Annotated in this window: 18 protein-coding genes and 1 pseudogene; 11 read left to right on the forward strand and 8 right to left on the reverse strand. The window is 44.2% G+C overall.

Going from position 1 to position 22,024, the window contains the following annotated elements:
• The first annotated feature begins 76 nt into the window (after positions 1–76).
• Positions 77–1,705 (forward strand): pyridoxal-dependent aspartate 1-decarboxylase PanP, encoded by a 1,629-nt coding sequence (gene panP / locus MHN32_RS17150; RefSeq protein WP_102056122.1) that lies wholly within the window; start codon positions 77–79, stop codon positions 1,703–1,705.
• 210 nt (positions 1,706–1,915) lie between these two features.
• Positions 1,916–2,959, forward strand: a complete 1,044-nt coding sequence (locus tag MHN32_RS17155; RefSeq protein ID WP_010605727.1) for a sensor domain-containing diguanylate cyclase — start codon at positions 1,916–1,918, stop codon at positions 2,957–2,959.
• Between the two features lie 57 nt (positions 2,960–3,016).
• On the opposite strand, the gene MHN32_RS17160 is transcribed toward MHN32_RS17155, so the two are convergent.
• Positions 3,017–3,718 (reverse strand): transglutaminase family protein, encoded by a 702-nt coding sequence (locus tag MHN32_RS17160; RefSeq protein WP_010605726.1) that lies wholly within the window; start codon positions 3,716–3,718, stop codon positions 3,017–3,019.
• Between the two features lie 236 nt (positions 3,719–3,954).
• On the opposite strand from MHN32_RS17160, the gene MHN32_RS17165 reads away from it, so the two are divergent.
• Complete coding sequence (locus MHN32_RS17165; RefSeq protein WP_206471444.1) at positions 3,955–4,353, forward strand: hypothetical protein; 399 nt, start codon at positions 3,955–3,957, stop codon at positions 4,351–4,353.
• Here the strand turns inward: MHN32_RS17165 and MHN32_RS17170 are convergent.
• The gene (locus tag MHN32_RS17170) at positions 4,350–5,039 is read right to left on the reverse strand and encodes an AraC family transcriptional regulator (RefSeq protein WP_239422385.1); all 690 of its coding nucleotides are present in this window, start codon (positions 5,037–5,039) and stop codon (positions 4,350–4,352) included. The two genes, MHN32_RS17165 and MHN32_RS17170, sit on opposite strands and share 4 nt — an antisense overlap.
• 35 nt (positions 5,040–5,074) lie before the next feature.
• The gene (locus MHN32_RS17175) at positions 5,075–5,998 is read right to left on the reverse strand and encodes a manganese-dependent inorganic pyrophosphatase (protein WP_010605724.1); all 924 of its coding nucleotides are present in this window, start codon (positions 5,996–5,998) and stop codon (positions 5,075–5,077) included.
• Positions 5,999–6,205: 207 nt separating this feature from the next.
• Here MHN32_RS17175 and MHN32_RS17180 point away from each other — a divergent pair, with 207 nt between their 5' ends.
• Positions 6,206–6,691, forward strand: a complete 486-nt coding sequence (locus MHN32_RS17180; RefSeq protein ID WP_174170371.1) for a hypothetical protein — start codon at positions 6,206–6,208, stop codon at positions 6,689–6,691.
• 24 nt (positions 6,692–6,715) lie between these two features.
• The gene (mutM, locus tag MHN32_RS17185; protein WP_239422386.1) at positions 6,716–7,525 is read left to right on the forward strand and encodes a bifunctional DNA-formamidopyrimidine glycosylase/DNA-(apurinic or apyrimidinic site) lyase; all 810 of its coding nucleotides are present in this window, start codon (positions 6,716–6,718) and stop codon (positions 7,523–7,525) included.
• A 13-nt stretch (positions 7,526–7,538) separates the two neighbouring features.
• On the opposite strand, the gene MHN32_RS17190 is transcribed toward mutM, so the two are convergent.
• Both MHN32_RS17190 and MHN32_RS17195 read right to left on the reverse strand, forming a co-directional pair.
• On the reverse strand, positions 7,539–9,158 hold the full coding sequence (locus tag MHN32_RS17190) for a FapA family protein (RefSeq protein WP_174170369.1): 1,620 nt from the start codon (positions 9,156–9,158) through the stop codon (positions 7,539–7,541).
• Positions 9,159–9,322: 164 nt separating this feature from the next.
• Positions 9,323–10,216 (reverse strand): LysR family transcriptional regulator, encoded by an 894-nt coding sequence (locus tag MHN32_RS17195; protein ID WP_239422387.1) that lies wholly within the window; start codon positions 10,214–10,216, stop codon positions 9,323–9,325.
• Between the two features lie 120 nt (positions 10,217–10,336).
• Between MHN32_RS17195 and MHN32_RS17200 the strand changes: the two genes are divergently transcribed.
• The 3 genes from MHN32_RS17200 to MHN32_RS17210 all read left to right on the forward strand — a co-directional run bounded on the left by MHN32_RS17200 (position 10,337) and on the right by MHN32_RS17210 (position 16,358).
• Positions 10,337–11,905 (forward strand): NADH-quinone oxidoreductase subunit L, encoded by a 1,569-nt coding sequence (locus MHN32_RS17200; RefSeq protein ID WP_239422388.1) that lies wholly within the window; start codon positions 10,337–10,339, stop codon positions 11,903–11,905.
• Positions 11,905–14,337 carry a DUF2309 domain-containing protein gene (locus tag MHN32_RS17205; protein ID WP_239422389.1) on the forward strand — a complete coding sequence of 811 codons (2,433 nt, stop codon included), beginning with the start codon at positions 11,905–11,907 and terminating at the stop codon, positions 14,335–14,337. The genes MHN32_RS17200 and MHN32_RS17205 overlap by 1 nt, the downstream gene beginning before the upstream one ends.
• 137 nt (positions 14,338–14,474) lie before the next feature.
• Positions 14,475–16,358 (forward strand): hypothetical protein, encoded by a 1,884-nt coding sequence (locus tag MHN32_RS17210; protein ID WP_239422390.1) that lies wholly within the window; start codon positions 14,475–14,477, stop codon positions 16,356–16,358.
• A gap of 471 nt (positions 16,359–16,829) precedes the next feature.
• Here MHN32_RS17210 and MHN32_RS17215 read toward each other — a convergent pair whose 3' ends face one another.
• Positions 16,830–18,143, reverse strand: coding sequence for an AAA family ATPase (locus MHN32_RS17215; protein ID WP_239422391.1), 1,314 nt, complete (start codon positions 18,141–18,143; stop codon positions 16,830–16,832).
• Between the two features lie 250 nt (positions 18,144–18,393).
• On the opposite strand from MHN32_RS17215, the pseudogene MHN32_RS17220 reads away from it, so the two are divergent.
• A pseudogene (locus MHN32_RS17220) lies at positions 18,394–18,852 on the forward strand (DUF3427 domain-containing protein); the annotation flags it as partial.
• A gap of 18 nt (positions 18,853–18,870) precedes the next feature.
• On the opposite strand, the gene MHN32_RS17225 reads toward MHN32_RS17220, so the two are convergent.
• Entirely contained in the window at positions 18,871–19,482 is a 612-nt protein-coding gene (locus MHN32_RS17225) for a hypothetical protein (RefSeq protein WP_239422392.1), read from the reverse strand.
• A gap of 63 nt (positions 19,483–19,545) precedes the next feature.
• Positions 19,546–20,406, reverse strand: coding sequence for a YicC/YloC family endoribonuclease (locus tag MHN32_RS17230; protein WP_010605679.1), 861 nt, complete (start codon positions 20,404–20,406; stop codon positions 19,546–19,548).
• 153 nt (positions 20,407–20,559) lie between these two features.
• On the opposite strand from MHN32_RS17230, the gene rph reads away from it, so the two are divergent.
• Positions 20,560–21,273, forward strand: coding sequence for a ribonuclease PH (gene rph, locus MHN32_RS17235; protein ID WP_010377321.1), 714 nt, complete (start codon positions 20,560–20,562; stop codon positions 21,271–21,273).
• 21 nt (positions 21,274–21,294) lie between these two features.
• On the forward strand, positions 21,295–21,939 hold the full coding sequence (gene pyrE / locus MHN32_RS17240; protein WP_010605678.1) for an orotate phosphoribosyltransferase: 645 nt from the start codon (positions 21,295–21,297) through the stop codon (positions 21,937–21,939).
• The last annotated feature ends 85 nt before the right edge of the window (positions 21,940–22,024 follow it).

The raw sequence follows: 22,024 nt of genomic DNA on the forward strand, positions 1-22,024 counted from the left end.
TTGTGCAATTTGTATCTACTCAATCTCTAAAATGGGTAGGTAAGCTACTGCACCGTTTGATGTTTAGGTAGTATTGATGGGTCCAAAGCGTTGCGCCGTTGCGTCTGAAGAAAGCTTAATGCGTATATTTACCGTGCCTGAGGCGCCTGATTCAACTTTAAGCAGAATCGAGCAAGAAATCTCGAGCAATTTGGCTGGCTTTTTAAATGAGAATATTGCGGCAGTTGAAAAGCCACTGCACGAAGTTGAAAAAGACTTTCAGTCGGCGGTGATCCCCGAAGTGCCGATGTTTGTCTCCGACTATGCGCAAGATATCATGGAGCAATTAGTTGCCCACTCAGTGCATACCGCAGCCCCAAGCTTTATTGGGCATATGACCTCAGCTTTACCGCATTTTGTGTTGCCACTGTCGAAGTTGATGGTGGGACTCAATCAGAACCTAGTCAAAATTGAAACGTCAAAAGCCTTTACTCCGCTTGAACGTCAAGTATTGGGAATGATGCATCACTTGGTTTACGGCAGCGATGATGCTTTCTACGATAAGTGGATGCACAGCGCAAAAACGTCACTAGGTGCTTTTTGTTCGGGTGGCACAATTGCGAATATAACCGCGCTTTGGATTGCAAGAAACCGCTTATTAAAAGCGGATGGTGAATTTAAAGGTATTGGTGCATCGGGTATTGTGGCTGCAATGCTACATTATGGTTACCGAGGCTTAGCGGTATTGGTTTCTGAAAGAGGCCATTATTCGTTGGGTAAGGCCGCAGATGTGCTAGGTATTGGCCGCGATAACTTCATTTCAATCAAAACGGCTGGCAACAATAAGGTTGATGTTGACGCCATGCGAGCTAAAGCTAATGAGCTTGAAGCGCAAGGGATAAAAGTACTGGCTTTGGTTGGTGTTGCTGGGACGACCGAAACGGGTAATATTGACCCTCTAGAAGAGATGGCTGATTTAGCTGAAGAACTCAATTGCCACTTTCATGTCGACGCCGCTTGGGGTGGGGCAACACTACTATCGAATAACAATCGCTACCTTCTGAAAGGGGTGGAGCGAGCAGATTCAATAACCATAGATGCGCACAAGCAAATGTACGTGCCTATGGGAGCGGGTATGGTGTTATTTAAAGACCCGGCGGCATCTGATGCAATTGAACATCACGCCGAATACATCTTACGGAAAGGCTCTAAAGATCTGGGAAGTCATACTTTAGAGGGGAGTCGTCCTGGTATGGCGATGTTAGTGCACGCATGTCTGCGTGTCATTGGTCGTCAAGGCTATGAGATGCTTATTGATAAAGGGATTGAAAAGGCGCGGTATTTTGCTGAACTAATTAAACAAACCCCTGATTTTGAGCTGATCTCTGAACCTGAGCTATGTTTGCTGACTTACCGCTATGTGCCTGAGCAAATAAAAGCGGCAATCGCACAAGCGGATGAGCAAGAAAAGATAGAGATTTATGCTGCACTTAACCGTTTTACTGCGAGTATGCAAAAGCGTCAGCGTGAAGCGGGCCGCTCTTTTGTTTCTCGAACACGCTTAACACCAGAGCAATATGACCGCCAACCCACGGTGGTATTTCGAGTGGTTTTGGCCAACCCTCTGACATCAGAGTCTTTGCTTAAAGAAATCATGGATGAGCAACGCCAATTGGCAATGTCAGATCCGGTATTTAAAAAATACCTCGCAAAATATATTAAATAATCAACGAATAAAGTGGCCTCGCGCCACTTTAATAATCTCAGGCTTATTACCTTTTAGCATTACCTCCTTTACGGATTACTCTACTTATATTCTTATTTCTTACATAATCGTGTGAAAATATTCCAAAACATAGGTTAATTCTAGTATTTAAGACTATGCTTAAAAATTATGGCGCGTTATGCTAGCAGAAAAGAATAAAATCTTCGTATTATGTTGAAGAACTTTAGCAATGTCACTCAGAGGCTTAGGCGGCTCAGCTCGCAAGAGCTTGATGTATCGGGAACATTTCAAAGCTTCCTGATTGATTTACTAGATGAAGGTAAGCTTATCTTAGACGTCACTCGGGTTTCCGTTTGGTTGTTTGATGATCTTGACAAACCTTCTGAGCTTATCAATGTTGCTAATACAGATTGGCAGGGTGACGAGTTACCGGTGCAATTGCCAGCCTTAACATATGAAAACTTCCCCGCTTATTTTTCAGCAATCAACAGTGGTCAATCGATAGATGCGAATGACGCTGCCGCCGATCCCAGAACGTCCGAATTTAAAGAATGTTATTTAACCCCAAACCACATAGTGACCATGTTAGATACGGTGATCTTTAAAAATGGTATTCCTCACGGAGTGGTGTGCTGTGAAGGGAATAATGGCGTACGTACGTGGCACAAAGATGAAATTGCTTTTGCGGAGATGATTGCAGACTGCTGCAGTCGCCGATTACTGGTTAAAGAGTTATGGCAGTTACAGCTGCAACTTACTGACATGGCGTTTAAAGATCCACTCACTGGATTGAGTAATCGACGTTTTTTAATGGATAACGCGAAACGTGAGATCAGTCGTCATGCACGCTTTGATCATCCATTTAGTATGATGATGCTAGACATAGATCACTTTAAAAAAATCAACGATAATCACGGCCATGAAACCGGTGATTTAGTGTTAAAAAGCTTTGCTGAGATCTGCGTAAATACCTTGAGGTTAGAAGATTGTATGTGTCGTTTAGGGGGGGAAGAGTTTATTGTGCTGTTACCTAACACGCCGGTAAATTCAGCGATGGTGATCGCCGAGCGCCTGCGACAAGAAATAGAGCAATCGGTTATCTCTACGCCATCAGGGGAGATCACCATTACATCAAGCTTTGGGGTCGCAGCAGTCAATACCAATTTGCCTTTTGGTCATTCATTAAAAGCCGTTGATCACGCGGTATATCAAGCCAAAGCTGCAGGCCGCAACTGCGTGATCCCCGCGCAATAGAGGTGGCGTTGAATACACTAACCACAATCGCAGCCAATTTGCTATTGCACGCTCAAGTTAGTTGAAGCGTCCGGCTCTGACGCGCTTTACCCTTTGGTTTATCCAATGTCTAAAGCAGTGTGCATAGAGCCATTGCTTGATGCCAGTTAGATTTTTGTGTTGCTGATACAGCGCATCTGGACTCGTATAAAGCCCTAAATCGCGTGTGATACTTTGCTTTTGAATATATGCACCATTTAATGAAAAGCGATTATCGGGTTGCTGTAAACAGGGAGTAGAAATACCAAATCCAGTAAAGCCTTTTGCCTTCGGGAAGTGCTGCTGAACCTGCTTAAGGTAGCCGTCATCAATTATGTAACCTTCAAGCTCTATCCAGCGCTCCTCTAAATAAACTTCAACCCAACTATGGATAATACTTTTTGGAGCAAACCACGCCAGTAGGGTAGGAATTAACCCTTGTTTAAGACTGTTGGCTATCTCAAACCCATGAATTCGGGTGGGAATATCACAAGCCCTTAGCAATGCGACCAGTAATGTTCCTTTGGTATTACATTGTCCATAGCCTTGCTTAAGCACTTGGCTTGCAGTTAGTGTATCTGTCTCACTATAACCAAACTCTATGTCGTCTTTGATGAAGTTATAGATTTGCTCCGCTGCCGTGATTTCATCAAGCTGCCGCCAACCTTTTGCTTCTATTAAGCTTTGGATCTCTGAATGTTGATAATCAACTAAAGGGGTAGTTACTAAAAATTGCTTCATGGTTATGCTCCTATTTTGGTAGCAGTGTGATGCAACTTAGGTAACTAAGCTTGAATAAACTGGCTAAGTTCATGGTTAGTTAATAGGTGTACAATTAAGTTTTTTATTTTGTATTTAGGGAAGGAGCCTATGAGAAAAACAACAAAGATTGTTGATAAGGTATGTACTGACAAAGTACTGAAGCAGCGACCAAGTAACCGCGATGACATATCTTACGGTTATGGAGGATCGCTTGCATGAAATGGAAAGTCTTATTTTATTTCTTACTACTGACGTTTATTGCCTCAATCTATGATGCATTTACGCTGCCGGATCATTTAGCAATAGAATCAAGCATGTTTACTGGGATTGTGTTATTGGTCGCAGATCTCTTAAATGTATTTGGTGCTTTTTGCGTTGCTTATGGCAAGCGTCCTGTTACAGATGTGTGGTTTTGGAGCGTGTCATTAGCACTATTTATTGCTGCCAATGTTTACATTCAGATCCAAGCATTTATTCAGTTTCGTATTGGCTATACGGTCGATGAGATGATTGTTCATTCGATTATTTTTCTCGTCGTATTAACCATATCGTCGCTACCTATGGTTAAGTTGATTGATGAAGCTTATAAGCGAGGTAATAAACAAACGGCTTAGTTTATAGCGCTTTGTGTTTTTAATGCCTCAGTCGGTGTAATGCCAAACTGCCGTTTAAATGTACGGCTCAAATGAGCGCTATCTGCAAACCCCGCGAGCATTGCTGCTTGTGTAAGGTTGTTGCCTTGTTGTATGGCGACAACTGAGCAGATCAGCCTGCGCCACAGCACATAAGGTCGCCATGCTATCCCCACTTGCTCGGTAAACAGGTGTAAAAAGCGACTTGGTGAGAGATAAAGTGACTCGGCAATCGTATTTGCGCTGAAGTGACTGGGTTTAAGGCAAGTTTGTGCGTTAAAACAAGCATCTAATTGCGCCAATACACGGTCAATTCGTGGATCTAAATCCGTCGTTGGTAGATCGGTAAGTCCTACTGTGCGTATTAACTCGGCAAGCTTGGCATTGCTCTTTGGTGCGGTATTTATCTCGATTGCTGCGCAGCTGTTGCTCTGGAGTTGCCCGCCATACACGCTTTTTGGCTCGACTAATATCACCCAGCCTGAGGTCATTTTTAAGCTATGTTCTACGCCACTAGCAATTACGCTTGGGCCAAATAGCGTTTTGTCACCGACTTGCGCGATACAGTCGCTCACGGGCAGGTTGATTTGAATAAGGTGATGTGAATGGCGCGCGGCATTCAAGTCTTTGACAAAGGAGGCGAATATACCTGGAGTGAGGTGCAGCATAAAAACAGCCGAGACTTTCGTCTCGGCGAGCAGTATTAACCAGCGAATGCGTCTTGCAATGGTGGTACAACTTGCTTTTTACGGCTCAGTACGCCGTCCAACCATACTTTGCTTGCTTCAGGCTCAACGTCGTATGCTTTTGCGATGATCGCTTCATCATCAGAAGCGATCAGCATTTGTGATCCTTCTTTCATGATATCAGTAAGTAGTAGCATCACACTGTGGCGATTACCTTCTTCTTTTAATTTCGCGATATCGGCATGTAGCTCATCTTTGATCTTATCAAATACAGCAAGATCAACCACTTCAAGCTGGCCAATACCAACAAGGTTGCCATTCATATTAAAATCTTTGAAATCACGCATGACCAGGTCACGAATTGGTGTGCCTTCAACTGCTGATTTCACCTTGAACATTTCCATGCCAAGCTCTTTAGCATCATCAACACCCGCGATTTTTGCAAGTGCTTCAACACATTTGATATCCGCAGTAGTACAAGTTGGTGATTTGAAGATGACTGTGTCGCTTAGGATTGCACACATCATGATGCCAGCAATATTTGCTGGGATTTCTACATCGTAGAAGTCGTACATCATTTTAATAATCGTGTTACTACAGCCAACAGGGCGGATCCAACACTCAAGTGGTGTTGAAGTTGTAAGGTCGCCTAGTTTGTGGTGATCAACTACGCCAACTACAGTTGCTTTATCGATGTCGTCTGGTGCTTGCGTTTTTTCAGTGTGGTCAACGATATACACATCTTCGCCAGCATAGCTCATCTTAAGCTCTGGTGCTTCAAAACCAAAACGGTCAAGAATAAACTGAGTCTCCGGTGAGACTTCACCCAAACGCGTTGGGATTGCTTCTTCACCAATTTGGTTTTTTAAATAAGCAAGTGCGATTGCACCGCAGATTGAATCTGAATCAGGGATCTTATGACCCACTACATACATTGCCATTGACGGGACTCCTTAAAATTTTGCCCACATTCTAGCAAAATAACTTGTCATTTAAATAGTGTAAATGCGCAATTTGGCGTAGATAGGGGATGGTAACGACAGATTGTTGAACTAGGCGAAATAGCCTCGGTGAGCAAGGGCTAATTGAGCATGTATAAATACAAATTAGTATTATACACTAACCGTTCAAACGCTTAGGAGATAGGTATGATTCAAATGAGCCGTAAGGCGTGGAATAACGTGGTGATCTTTTCCATGTTACTGATGATCTTTTTTCTCAACGGTCTCCACTATAAATTGAATCCCAGCGACGATAAAGCAAAGATTCAAGCTGTGCTACCAGAGCAAAGCTTTGTCTTAACCGTGGCATTTCCTGGCTATAAAATTGAACGCATTGGTACAAGCTGGCGTATCGAGTTACCGCAAGGCTCAAACCAGGCCTTTAGCGAAGATGCCTTAGGTGCGCTTGTCGCCAAGTGGCAAAGTTTACAGCTATTGGTTGTTGAGGCGCCAAAGCAGTTGGAGCCCGCGTTGAGCGCTGCGCAGTTTTGGCTGGCAACTCAAGAGCTTCCCCTTAGCTACCAGCTGTATCCTAGCGATAATGGCTTTGTATTATTTGATAAACAACAACAGCGTTGGTTTGAGCTTGATAGTGTGCAAGCCAAAGCATTATTTCTACCGATAGAATTGTAATACCACACAGTAATAGAGTGAATTATGCCTGAGTTACCAGAAGTCGAAGTGAGCCGTTTAGGCATTCAACCATATTTAGAGCAACATATTATCCAAAGCGTAAAAGTGCACAATGGTAAGCTGAGATGGCCTGTACCAGAGGAAGTACAATTGCTCGAAGGTGAGAGGGTGCTTGCGGTTAAGCGACGGGCAAAATATTTGCTTATCGAATCCAAGCATGGCACTGCGATTTTGCACTTGGGGATGTCAGGAAACTTACGTGTTGTTGATAGCAAAGAGCCACTAAAAAAGCATGATCATGTGGAGATCATTCTGGCCTCAGGTAAGTCGCTCAGATTGAACGACCCGCGTCGCTTTGGTGCCTTCTTATGGCAAGGTGCAGGCGAAGATCATAGCGTTTTTGAAAAGCTGGGTCCTGAGCCGTTGACCGAGCTTTTTACAGCAGAGTACTTATTTGAAAAAAGCAGAGGCAAAAAGCAGCCGATTAAACAATTTGTTATGGATAATCATGTGGTGGTTGGTGTGGGTAATATTTATGCCAATGAATCTTTGTTTAAAGCAGGGATCCATCCCAAAAAAGAAGCAGGTAAAATTTCACTTAAACGCTACCAATTACTGACACCGATCATCAAGGAAACCTTAAGTGCAGCTATCAAACAAGGGGGAACGACACTTAAAGACTTTGCTCAAAGTGATGGTAAGCTGGGTTACTTTGCTCAAGAGTTACTGGTGTATGGTCGCAAAGGTGAGCCTTGCGTAAGCTGCGAAACGCCATTAAAAGAAATACGTCTAGGGCAGCGCAGCACAGTGTATTGCGCTAAGTGTCAGCGCTAAAGTAAAGTGCAGGCTAGGAGCCCGCGGTTTTAAAGTCTATCTTGACTTGGTTTTCTTGTAGCGTTGCTGAGCAAGGGGGGTAACTGCGGGTTGTTTTATACACGCGATCAAAGATATGAATTTCAACCCCTGAATGAAGCGCTTTGTTTGCCGCAAGTTTCGTGTTGTCGAGCAAATCGTGTAAGTCGTGATCAAGCTGGCTGAGCTTTTGCTCAAGGTGCTCGGCTTGCTGGCAGTAGTGCATCTGTGTTGCGCCAATTTTAGTTTTGAGTTGTTGCTTTTTAGCTGCGTCTTTTACTAACTCTGCTTTTTCAATCGCTTGCTGTAGTTGATCTAAAGAATCATTGGTGGCGGCGACTTCTTTGAACAGGGTGTCGGTTTCTTGGGTGATTTTAAGGCCTTTGCGTGCAAGATAAATCATCATCTTAGCGCCAGACTCACTGCCAATCTCTCCCGCTACCACCATTTGCGCATCTATGATTGAACCACCTATTAACTTGCCACTTGGATGATCGCCAGTGCCAACTTGTATCAGCTTTTGCGCTTTAATATCGCAGTGGTTACTCTGCTTATTGATAATAATGTTATCGCCTTCAAGGTAAGTATATTGTCCATGGGCAATCTCAATATTGCCTTTGGCGATAAGCTTGCAGGTTAAGCCTTGTTCATTATTTTGATGGTCGACGTGGCCGATCACGCCACCTCGTACCTCAATATGACCACCTGCAATAAGTTCTCCAGATTCCACCGTGCCGAGCACTGTGATATCGCCTTGTGCAGTCACGTGCATACCCGGCTCCACATTATGGGTAACTATAACGCTGCCATTAAAGTCGACATGACCACTTTTTACTGTGACATCGGCAATCGTAAATACATCATCCACGCGCATACCGTTGGCGATATCAGAGGGGCAACCTGCAATGGTTGCGATAAGCTCTAGTGGGTTGTTGGGGTTGATCTCGGTGCCTTCACCCGCCATAAGCTGGAATGATTCGCCGGGCTTTGCTTCAATACTTTCACCACTAACTGTAAAGCCTTCTTTGCCTGGTGTTGCGGGCTTTTGAGTCACCAGTAAATCACCCGGGGCGACGCTTGCAAGCTTGCCAAAATCACGCATGTCAACGGTGCCATCTTCACGCATTCTAGGTTGTTTGAGTCTCTCTTTTAAAGTTTGTACGTGCGGCAGTAATTTTGCTGATTGGCCGTCTTGTGGTGGCCGGCCTTGGGCGATTAATCCAGATGCTTCTTCGCCAGGTGGAAGTTCAAACTGTTTGCGCAGGATATTTTCTAGGTAAGCTTGCTTATAGCCACGGCTGACGCCCGCTTTAACAATGGCTTTTTTTGCCTCTTCTAATGATACGGCTTTACCACCTCGAGCAGTTTTAAGTTGCCCAAAGGCCTGCATTTTATCGTCACTTAAGGTGACTTCAAATTCGGCATCATGTTGTTTAGCAACGACGATTTGGCTCTCTGGAAAGTCGCTTTGGAAAAAGGCATTAATCGAGTCGTGATCAATTTCGCAGTCGGCAAATTGTGATTTTTCAAGGGCTTCAATCACAAACGCAGCACTTGGCGGTGAAGCAGACTTCACATCCATTAAGATATTGCCATTGTGCGCAAGCTTGAACACGATAACTGCCTCGTCGAATTTTTATCCTATAGTTTCAGCTTGCTAAATAAACATCAATTGGTCAAGTGCTTAGGCCAATTTTCTTACGTTAATATGGGTTAAGTTAAAAAACAGAAATAAATCGTGATTTTCTAATACTTTCAGGTGAATAAAAATCAGCGTGCTTAAAAATGTGCGGGCTTATCACGCGCTTCTTGCAGCAGGATTTTAATTGCTTCAGGAACAACCTTTTTCTGTGTTGAAATCGCATAAAAATACTCATAAATATTAGGTAGTTCCTGATATTGCTGTAGCACCCCTTGGGCTATTTCGTCTTTTACTACTACGGCAGGTAAAACGGCTACCGCGCCACTATCTCGTGCCAGTAGTCGCATCATCGCCATATCGTCGACCTCTGCCAAAATGTTGGGGAAATACTGATACTGAGCGCACAGCGCATTAAATGCGGTGCGTAAATCTGAGTTGGCAGGTGGCAAGATCCAGCGTGTTTTTTCAAAGCCTTGTGGAAATGGCGTGCTTGGCTTGAGGGCAGGCGGACCAATGATCGCCAGCGGTTGCTTGGCTACTAATTGGCACTGCCAATAGGGATCTGAAGTATCTAGGTTTATTGTTCGGTTGGTAAGCACTAAATCCAGCTCATAATTAGTTAAGCCGTTGAGTAGCTCTGAAATACTGCCTGACTTTAACTTAAATTGCACATCGCTACGCCGCATCAAAGGGCTAATAAAAGCTTCTACAAAGTTACGTGACAGAGTGGTCAACACCCCAATAGTTACATGGGTGGTTGACTGTGCGCCTTTGCTTAGCAAGGCTTCGAGTTCTTGCCCCGTGGTAAAAATATCATCGGCATAGCTCAGCACCTTTTTACCCTGATCGGTGAGCATTAGGTTACGGCCTACGCGCTCAAATAGTGATACCCCGATATTGTGTTCCAACTGTTTGATTTGCGCAGAGAGCGCAGATTGCGAAACATGTAATTCTTTAGCGGCTTGAGTCAGGTTTCCGAGCTTAGCAACCTGCCAAAAGTAGTAAAGGTGGTGATAATTAAGTCGGCTCATCTAGGCTCATCTATATATAAGTAAAACAGAACGAATAGTTAAATTATATCTATTTTTATTAAATTAAAAAGGTTGAAATAATGACCTGATTCAAGACTTAGGTGAGAAGCATAGAAAGTGATGATTAATATCTTAGTGGTGCTGTTGCTATTACACTTTTTGATTGCTGCGTCTTTCATGAGCAAAGCGTCTCGCAGTAACGCTGGGTTATTTCGTATCGCGAACGGTTTTGCTATCGGTGTGGCAATTTGTATCGCTCTTGGCTGGGGGAGTTGGGCAACACAAGGTGATATTGCCAGTAGCCTGTTTGAAATAAACTTTTTACGGCTTAGCGTGGTGTCATTGATTGGCTTTATGAGCTTTATTTTACTGCGTTACTCTATTCACTATTTACATGGTGAAAAACACCGAGGCCGCTATTTTCGCTATCTACTCACGACATTACTGAGCGTGACTATTGTGGTGCTCAGTAATCACTTAATCCTATTTTGGTTGGCTTGGGTTGGCATTAGTTTGAGCCTACACCGTCTACTGCTGTTTTATCCTAACCGCCCGAGAGCGGCATTGGCCGCACACAAAAAGTTTATTTTGGCGCGCTTGGCAGAAAGTGCATTGCTGGGGGCTTTCATTTGTATCTACCTCAGCACTGGCATGCTCCAGCTTAATGACATCACAAACTATTACTTAACTCACTCAACGACACTGACTGCGCTAGAGCAATCTGCAGCTGGCTTACTCGCAATTGTGGCGCTGATAAAATGCGCGCAACTGCCAGTGCATGGCTGGTTGATGCAAGTGGTTGAATCACCCACACCGGTAAGTGCGCTGCTGCATGCAGGGATCATTAATTTGGGTGGTTTTTTGGTGATGGTGTTTGGCCCTTTGATTTTACGCGTAGAAGCTGCGAAATGGTTGATCTTGATCGTGGCAGGAATAACGACATTATTGGCCGCGCTTATCATGACAACGCGGATCAGTTTAAAAGTGCGCTTGGCTTGGTCAACCTGTGCGCAAATGGGACTGATGCTAGTGGAGTGTGCTTTGGGATTATATGAATTAGCGCTGCTACACTTATTAGCCCATTCAGCCTACAAGGCTCATGCATTTTTAAACTCAAGCCAGTGGATCCATGAAGATTTGACTCGTCGCTTGAGCGACCAACTTGAACCGCCCTTGTGGCAATGGCTCATTGCACTTGCCGTGGCAACTGGCCTCACTACAGCAGCTGCAGTCGTTATTGAATATCAAGGTCCTATCAGTATTTGGGGATTAATGGTTGGCGCATTAACGGTGTGGCTAGCGCTGCGTTTTGAGGCGCAAGCCCCTAGCAGCTATTTTAGAATCATCACCGCAGCCGTTGTGTTGTTGGCAGCCTATAGTGCGCAAAAATGGCTATTGCACTTGGTGGTCGCGCTACCAAATGATCTTAGAGCGCAAGCACTCGATGGTGCTGATATTTGGTTGCTCAGCTTAGTAGTGGTACTTATCGTAGTAAATTATTTGCTCTATTACCGCGCACATTTGGTAACAGTGCAAAAACTCTCTCGAGTGTTGTATGCCGGCCTGTACTTAGACGAGTGGATGACGCGATTAACCATATTACTTTGGCCCGTCCATTTGCCAAGTATTAAAAAGCAGAAACACCTAGCCATTCATCGCTATGCTGCGGGGCACGAGGAGCAGAAGTAATGATAGAGACACAAGACAACAAACAGACTCAGCTATCTAAGCCGCAACAGCAACAACTCCTGAGTGCTGAAACACGCATTGCGCCAACTTGGCCACTCGATCAATTGATCGCAGTGAATCCATTTTGGGGAATGCGCGATCTGCCCTTTGATGCGGTGGTCAATAAAATGAGTGCGTTGGCACAAGTTAGAATGCTGATGCCCGTGGCATTTTATCTTGAAAAATGGCAGCAAGAGGCGATTTCAGAGCAAGCATTGCAGCAATCTGCGGCACATTATGCGGTGGATCGCAGTACCAATGCGCTACTTAATTGGCTCAAAAAAAGTCACTGCGGCGAGTTGCCACATTGGCATACATTAGCGGACTTACTTGACCGTTATCGCTCAGAGCATAAGATGCCATGGCAAGAGGAAATCAGCCACCAAATTAGCCAATTTTGCGCCGCGCATTATCAGCAGGTGCAGCCTATTCTCAAACAAACCCAAGGTGAGGATAAACTCTGTTTGTATCGCCACTGGTATGAAACCGTATCGCGAGACTTGGGGATAAGCATCGTCATGGGGGAGTCGGGCTTAGTGGATTACTTTAAGGCTTTGCCAACGTCTCCTGAGTCTTTAATTGTACTCGCTGTCGACACCTTAGAGATTGGTTTTAATGAGCTGAGTGATTATGCACACATGCTACTGTTAGATATTAATGGTTGGGCATCTTGGGCGGCTTATGAACGCTGGCAAGCAAATCTTGCCCAGCATCCGGCTTCTGATATGCGTGCGCTACTGGCAATTCGAATGGCGTGGGAGCTGGTGATTTGGCGTTATGTGAGTGAGCGCCATCCAACGACCTTTACCCGTATTCAATACCATTGGAACAAGCAAAAGCAGCAACTTGCAGAGATTGTGATTGAACATAAAAAGGCATTGTTGCCGCGCCTGGTATTTCAGCGGGCACTCGAGCTCAGTTATCAAGTCACTTTAGTGGGGCAGCTAAAGACTCAGCAGGTAAAATCTGAGGGAGCTCGTGAGCAAGCTACACCAACCTTACAAGCGGCTTTTTGTATTGATGTACGCTCAGAGGTGATCCGCCGTGCGTTAGAAACTCAAAACGCAGGCATTCAAACCATAGGCTATGCTGGTTTCTTTGGCCTACCGATTGATTATCGTGCGACTAACTGTCGTTTTAGTCGGCCACAGTTACCCGGATTATTTAAAGCACCAATCACCGCGATACAAACGCCAGCACCCCAGCACCTTGCCACAAAACGCCAGCAAGCTGGCCGTTGGCATAGCTGGTCTCACTCTGCGGCTGCTTCATTTTCGATGGTGGAGTCGATGGGGATGAGTTACTTTTATCAGCTATTTAGCAAAGTGTTTTCACTGCAAAAAACTCATCATCCCGTCGATAGTCATATTGATTCAAGAAAGTGGCAATTAAAACAGGGCGAACACGAAGTTACTGTTTTGGAGCAAGCTAAACTCGCAGCTGGCATATTAAAAGGGATGGGACTGACTGAATTTGCTGATACAGTCCTATTGGTTGGCCACGGAGCACATACCACCAATAATTTACATGAAGCCGGACTGCAATGTGGTGCATGTGGCGGCCAGTCGGGAGAAGTGAATGTTAAAGTACTCGCGCAACTTCTTAATGACCAAGCGGTACGCGCAGAATTAATCGCGCTAGGCATCGCTATTCCGTCGCAAACCCGTTTTGTTGCAGCGCTACATAATACCACCACTGAAACAATTACCCCCTATGGCGAAATAGATACAGAGATGACCCGCTGGTTAAAGCAGGCATCGCGTCTGGCTAGAGTAGAGCGCGCTCATACGCTTGCGATAACTGGTAAAGAGTTATCCGAGCAGCAATTAGAGCAGCGATTTATAGCCCGTACTAAAGATTGGTCTCAAGTCAGGCCGGAATGGGGCCTTGCCAACAATGCAGCATTTGTGGTCGCGCCGAGACAAGTTACGCAGGGTGTTGACTTGCAAGGCCGAGTCTTTTTGCATGAATACAGCGCGGAGCAAGACCAAGACTTTAGTCAGTTAACTGCTATTTTAACCGCCCCTATGCTCGTCACTAACTGGATCAATATGCAATATAACGCTTCGGTAACCGATATCCACAAATACGGCAGTGGTAACAAGGTGTTGCATAATGTAGTGGGGGGGAGAATAGGAGTGTTTGAAGGCAATGGCGGAGATTTGCGAATTGGCCTGCCAATGCAATCCGTTCATAACGGTGAAAAATGGATGCATACCCCACAGCGTTTGAGCGTAATTGTACAAGCACCAACCGAAGCACTAGAGCAAATCATGGCAGCACACCCAGTTGTAAAACAATTGGTAGAAAACGAGTGGCTTTATCTTCTGTCTATTTCGCCTAATTGTAACGAAGTTAGACGATTTGATAACAGGAAGTGGGAACTTCTTTGAATTCAAACGAAACTCGTTGCAACTTAACAAGTTATTGTGCAGAGTATTGCAGAAATTAAAAGGTGTGGCTGGACGCTGCGTAAACTAGACGACCTCCTAGCCACCGACATTGGACTGTTTATACAAGGAGGCTGCTAGTGGCTTTTGATTATGGCTCTATTGATTTAGGGCTTAAAAACCCATTTAAAACGGAAGGTAAAATCACAGCTATTCGTGGTGCAATACAAACTATTGCTGGAATTGCATTACTGGTGATTGCCGCCAGCTCAGTTAAGAGCGATGCGGGTATGGGTTGGATCATCATGCTATTTGGCATGTTGATTTTAGGCTTTGGGATCACTTCTCTTGCAAAAGGAATATATGCAACGCTGCGCTTTTTTGTGGGTCGTAACCATCCCACCTCTTTAGCTTATAACTTCAGTAAATCAGAAACTTCAACTGCCAAGCAAGAAAAGGCTGATGTCGCTTATGCGGCGAAAACGCTAGAAGAAATGTTGATTGGCCGAAAGAATAGTACTTTTGTAGAGCCTAAGGGATTCTTATCGCGTTTACTTCACAGCATTGCACCTAAATTACTCTTTCTCCCTTATCCTATCAGAAATATGAGCCAACGCTTATTTGGTGCATGGGTGAGTACATTAACCGCACTTGTGCTTTATGGCGTGGTGGCGTTTGTATCGCTGTCGGGCTTTGCCGGTGATGCTGGGGAGCTGACTTTTCCAATCTATAGCACCTTACTGATGATATATATTTTGTCATGCTGGTATAGCGCGGCTAAACCGATTTCACGCAAAGCGGAACATGCTATTGAATCTTTGGGGAGTGCGACCCTCACTAAAGTGATTTCGCTCTCTTTTGTGCTACCAATCTTGATAGGTCTAACTTTGTCTTACATCATGGATGAAGGAAAGTTAAGTAAAGCCGATATTGAGCTCTTTTTTGCGCCGTTACCTAGTCTTCATACTTGGGCTTATCTCACGGGCGTTATCGTGCTTGCACTTGGCTGTAGCGCCATTATTGCTGTTATGCTTAAAGCGCGTTTAGACAAAGTAAACCCAGTGGTTGAAGTGTCTGAGTTAAGAGAAAACTGGCAAGAATCAGTACATCCAAATGAGATATTTATTAACTTAGACAACTTGGTGATGGCTAATCGCCGATATAAAGAAGTACCAAACCGAGTTTATCGTGAGCTAGATCCCAGCTTGCAAGAACAAGTTGATGGTAAAGGTGGCTTTAAAGGCGAAATGATCCAAGAAGTACAACCTAAAGTTCTGCCCCTAGATTTAGGTAAATCGTTTGAACGCTTTAGGTTTTTATCCTTGCTTGGTGGTAACTTACTGCTGCTAGTAACCCTTGGATTAAGCGTCTTTTTTGCTTATGCCGTAGTAGATATTTACCACTATGTAACGAGCGCCAATATCAGTAATTTTTCTAGTGCCTTCAGCGAAGAAAACATCGCGTCATTTAGCGCCGTTGTGATGGTAGCCGTACATTTACTGCTAAGTGGCCTATTGATTAAATCGTTTGCATCAATGCTAAGCAATGCTGCACACGTATTCTATGCCGAGATGCAATTTGAATCTCTGCTGGTTTATTTTAAATGTGAAGGGACATTTACTGAGTCTAAAATATCAACAGGTACTGGCATTCACGATTCCACACGCTCTGAAAATACGCTAGTACGCAGCAGTATTACCCCTTGGGTAGTGGTGTCGAGAATAGTATCAACGACCTTCGCTGCAACGGGCATGAAAAACCTAGAGCACCCAAGACATATTTTAGAAATGCATAAAGACGATGCACAGCTAAGCGACATCCGTAAAGATGTGATTAGTTTCTTAAAAGATCGGGAGTCCATCGCCGCAATTACCAGCGAGCGTGATTTAGGCAATGCCTCACAAGTGTACCAACTCAATCAGCAAACGAGAGCGGTGGATCAAAACCACCAACTGCGTGCAAGTAGTGATGAAGCCGGCGCCTATCTGCGCCGAGAAGAAGCACTCGAAAATAAAGAAGAGTAAAATGAAAATGCCACCCTCGGGTGGCAATCTAAACATTTAAAAACTCAAAAACTTACTGAAAAGAAACCGCTCAAAAATGCCTATTTTCCCAACAAACTGCCCACCACTTGTCTATGGCTTTTACTAAATCTTAGTGGTGCTCCTTGGCTATGACTACGGAAAAACAGTGCCGTTTTTATGCTGCTGTTAGGACTTAAAAATAGAGGTTTTGAAGGGCTTTATCGAGCGGGATTTCCGTCAACATAATTTGGCCATTTTTTGCTGGTTCTACGTGATAGTGATAAGTCAGCAGAAACTCACCTAACCTGAAGTGGACATTATGGTGTCCATTTCAATAGAAATAAGCTCAATATGGATACTATGGCATCCAAGAGAGGTAAGACTGAGTGTCGAATGGTAGGCATTCAGGCCTACAAATTATTACCCATAAGGTAACTTTGTGTAGATCTTGTGCTTCTAGATAACGCGCTTTTACCATCTCTGAGGTAAATACTGCGTGAAATACAAAGGCATTACGATTTTGGTTTGTTCTAACGCTGATGAGCCTTGTGTACCAGTTAACTTAAAAGTTTTACTTGGTGCACATTTTTCAACATAAGATGCCAACGATTTTGCCCTTGTACGGTTACCACTTTTGACTTCAACAGGGATGATATCGCCTTCATCGGTTGCCAAAATAAATTCGATTTCGGCGCGGGCGTCATTCCATGAATAACTTGGGTCAACGCCGATGGTTGTGAGCTCTTGCTGCACGAAGTTTTCAGCCACGTAACCTTTGTATTCATAGCTTTGTTGCTTAATCTCTTTATAACTGCTGCCTAGCATATGATTAAGCAGCCCCACATCAAATAGAAACAATTTAACCATATTTTCTTTTTTATAGGCCGCTAGTGGCGATTTTGGCAATCCTTCAACTGGGTAGTTTGGCAAAGCTAAACGGCAGCAATGAAGCCAATGGATTGCGGTTTCAAAATCGCTATAACGAGATTTACGCTCATGCACATGTTTAAATTTAAAGCGTTTAACGGACTCATCGCTGACAAGTGATAGCTGCGCTGGAATGCTATTAAACACAGATTCAATCAGTGTAGCATCGACCTTGCCTGCGTACTTACCAAAATCGCGGCGATAACCTTCAACTAAATCGGCATGAATTTTTGTGACTTTTTCAACACGCTCTAGAATGCTTGAATCCTTATACTGATACCAAGCAGAAACGGCTTCCGGCATACCACCGGTAAAAAAGTAATCTGTTAGTTTATCCATCAATTTAGTGTGCACTGCAGGTGTGCTTGCTTGACTGTCAAACGCTTTGATCAGCGCTTGCTCGTTTGATGCATAAATAAATTCTTGGAAGGTCAGTGGTCGTAAATTGTATTGTTCTACCTTGCCCACAGGGAAGGTGTTGAGCAAACCAATATTTGAACCGCTGGCAGCGACAAAATAGGAGGGGGCTTTCTCGGCAAAGTACTTAAGTGAGGTAACGGCACGCTCACATTCGCCAATTTCATCTAATATCAGCAGATCGGTTTCTGGGTTGAACACCTGATTGGTCAAAAGCTCAATGTTCATTATTAGCTCGTCAGGTGAGAGTGAGCCATCGAACGCTTCTTTGTAGGCGGGATTTTCAAGAAAGTCGATACGAAGGATGTTGGCAAAGGTGTTACCAAACAACTCTTGCAGCAGATAGGTTTTACCTGTTTGTCTTGCGCCATCGATTAATAATGGCTTGCGTACAGATTGGTTTTTCCATGCCATTAAGGCGCTAAGTAAGTTACGCTGCACTGTTATTTCCCGCCAATTAAGATTGTTAACGACCTATACTATAACTCAAACCACACTTTTATGCGCATAAAAGTGTGGTTTTTTACATTTTTACGCGCATAAAAGTGTGGTGGTGTTCGTTCTAGTTGAGAAAGACTTTCTCTTTTTGACAAGGGGGCAGTATGGGCAAAGTCTTAATTCACGCCACTTAGTCACACACCAACCCTGCCCACACGGTATTTATCACTTGGGGCATTATGTAAATTCTGGGGCTCGTTATGCCAGAGAGCAAATATTGGTTGGCTTTGGTGTGTCTACTTTTGAAAAGCAGGCTAATTCTCGAGAAGGTGTTTTTAGCATTCGAGAGCAAAATATTGAGCTGCTATTCGTTACGTTGAATAAAAACGAAAAGCAGTTTTCGCCCACTACTATGTATCACGACTACGCGATAAATGAACAGCTTTTCCATTGGCAAAGCCAAAACTCAGCAAGGCCTGATTATGGTAGAGGTCTAGACTATATCACTCACAAAGCAAAGGGTAAGCGACTTTTTCTGTTTGTTAGAGAGCAAGCAAAAGACGAATTTGGCAAAACCATAGGGTTTGTTAACTTTGGCGAAGTTGACTATGTATCGCACACTGGTAGGCAGCCCATGAACATTACTTGGCAGTTGCGAAATACCATGCCGACGTTTATGTGGAAACACGCGGCTAAGTTAGCAATGGCTTAGCAGGTTGATATTGGAGCGTTAGCTTAATAAAGCGAGCATTTCCTTAATGGGCCAAATACAGTCTTTTTGTCCTTTAACCATACAAGGGCGTTCAGCTAACCAGGCGGCAGTTCTATAAGGCGAACAATCCATGATGTTAATTTGGTCGAACCAAAGTTGATGTTCTATATCGCCTTTCATTTGATTCATCGTCCCTTGCACCCTACGGTTATTGGCTTTGGCGATTGTTAGCGGGCCGAGTAATGAAGCTGCTTTTTGTAATTGCTGGTTACTTGCACCCACTTTTAGCAAGGTATTCATAAAGCTATCAGCAAATAGAAAATCTAACTTTGCAAAATCTGGTTTGGTGAGGCCAATAATAAATACCGGAAAGCGGGTTTGATTATGCATCAGAAGCATACAGTTTCTGCGTTGTATTGTGAGCAAATTAGCATGCCAATCTGACAAAGGGTGAGTGTCTGGCGTGCTTAAATCAGTCAGTTTTGCATCGGAACAAGCGGGTATAACTCCTTCATTGACAGGGAGCTTTGCAATGAGTTTTTGTGTACAGAACAGGTTAATCATGCGGTTGCCTTTTTGTTCTAATAACAGTTGAAGTTTAGCGAAACTATGAAGGTTAATATACTCCATAAAATGAACCCAATAAAAAACCGCCGAGAGGCGGTTTTTCAAAGCTGATAGAATATCGGCGTGTTATTCAATATTCTGGATCTGCTCACGCATCTGTTCGATCAACACCTTTAGTTCAACGGCGGCGTTGGTGATCTCGCTGTTGATTGACTTTGAGGCTAGGGTGTTAGATTCGCGGTTGAATTCTTGCATCATAAAGTCTAAACGACGGCCACAAGCGCCTCCTTTTTTGAGGATTTTGTGGGTTTCTTTGACGTGTGACTTGAGGCGGTCGAGCTCTTCTGCAACATCTTGCTTTTGTGCAAGGTAAATCAGTTCTTGCTCCAGGCGACCTTCGTCGATGTCGGTTTTTAGTTCTTCTAATTTTTGTGAAAGTTTTTCACGTTGCCACTTAGTGACTTCAGGCATGTAGCCTTCAACGATGGCAACTTGCTCTAGAATACCTTCAAGACGAGTGGTGAGCATGGTTTCTAGGTTTTCGCCTTCACTTGCTCGTGCAGCTTTAAAGTCTTCTATTAGCTCATCAAAGCCACCTAACAGTTCGCTGTTTACGGTGTCTAAATCGACTTCTTCGGCTTCCATTACGCCAGGCCAGCGTAGAATATCTACAGGATTGATATCACCGCCGCTTTGTGATTGTAGCCACTTGGCGCTTTCAACAAGTTGCTTTGCAAGCGATTCGTTGACGGTTAGTTGGCCAACGTGCGCAGGATTTGCGGTGAACTTTAGGAATACTTCAACTTTGCCGCGTTGTAGGTGTTTACGCAGACGTTCACGTATTACTGGCTCTAAGCCTCTAAATTGTTCTGGTGCGCGGATAAAGGTTTCGAGGTAGCGTTGATTCACTGAACGAATTTCCCAAACCCCAGTGCCCCAGTCACCTTTCACTTCTTTGCGGGCGTAGGCGGTCATACTATGGATCATATAAAGTCCCTAAATTAGCTTGGTTTAACCGAGGCATTATAGCCGAATTTCCGCACAGCCCTAAAGTGAATTTTATTTTTAGTCGGATCGCGTGGCATAGTCTCTATGATCCCTTTATAATGTACGGCAAATTTTGATGATGGGGGAACGTGGATGCGTCCAAGCGAAAGAACTGCAAATCAGATCAGGCCGGTTACATTTACTCGTAACTATACAATGCACGCTGAAGGCTCAGTAATGGTAGAGTTTGGTAACACTAAAGTGTTATGTACGGCTTCTGTAGAAGCGGGTGTGCCACGCTTTATGAAAGGTCAAGGCAAGGGCTGGATCACCGCAGAATACGGTATGCTTCCGCGCTCTACACATACGCGTAACAACCGTGAAGCGGCACGTGGCAAACAAGGTGGCCGTACCATGGAAATTCAACGCTTAATCGCGCGCGCTCTCCGTGCCGCAGTTGATTTAAAAGCGTTAGGTGAGAATACCATTACTATCGACTGTGATGTTATTCAAGCGGACGGTGGTACACGCACGGCGTCAATTAGCGGTGCTTGTGTGGCATTGGTCGATGCATTAACACACATGCGTGCCAAAGGCATGATCAATGTAAACCCGTTAAAGTTTATGATCGCGGCAATCTCGGTTGGGGTTTATAAAGGTCAGCCAATTACCGATCTTGAGTATCTTGAAGATTCAGAAGCAGAGACAGACATGAACGTGATCATGACTGAAACTGGCAAACTGATTGAAGTACAAGGTACAGCTGAAGGCGAACCGTTCTCGTTCGACGAGCTAGATGAGTTACTTGGTCTTGCGAAGCACTCAATTCGTGAAATCATTGATCTACAAAAGCAAGCGTTAGCGTAATCAACACTCAGTAGGAAAAACATGAAACCGTATCAAAAAGAGTTTATTGAATTTGCCTTAGAAAAGCAGGTGCTTAAGTTTGGTGAGTTTACGTTAAAGTCTGGTCGTACTAGCCCTTATTTTTTCAATGCAGGCTTGTTTAACACAGGTCGTGATCTGGCGCGTTTAGGTCGTTTCTATGCTTCGGCATTGGAAGATGCTGGCATTGAGTTTGATGTGTTGTTTGGCCCAGCGTACAAGGGTATTCCTATTGCGACAACGACAGCCGTTGCACTTGCCGATCATCACAACAAAGATGTGCCTTATTGCTTTAATCGTAAAGAAAAGAAAGAGCACGGTGAAGGCGGTAACTTAGTAGGTTCGGCGCTTGAAGGTCGTATTATGCTTGTTGATGATGTGATCACAGCGGGTACTGCTATTCGTGAGTCGATGGAGATCATTGCCGCTAATAGTGCAGATCTTGCCGGTGTATTAATCGCATTAGATCGCCAAGAAAAAGGCAAAGCTGAGCTTTCTGCTATTCAAGAAGTTGAGCGCGACTTTAATACTCAAGTGGTGTCTATCGTGAAATTGGCTGATTTGATTACTTACCTTGAGCAACAAGGTGGTATGGATGCGCACTTAGATGCAGTTAAAGCATACCGTGATAGCTATGGTGTAGCGTAAGCCCTACGATTTTCTGCTGATGGCTAGCACCATGCTAGCCATTCATTCACTCCTATTTTATCTCGGTTTTATTGTATGTCTTTAC

The sequence above is a fragment of the Pseudoalteromonas sp. Of11M-6 genome (assembly GCF_022347905.1).
In the GTDB taxonomy this organism is placed as follows: Bacteria; Pseudomonadota; Gammaproteobacteria; order Enterobacterales; family Alteromonadaceae; genus Pseudoalteromonas.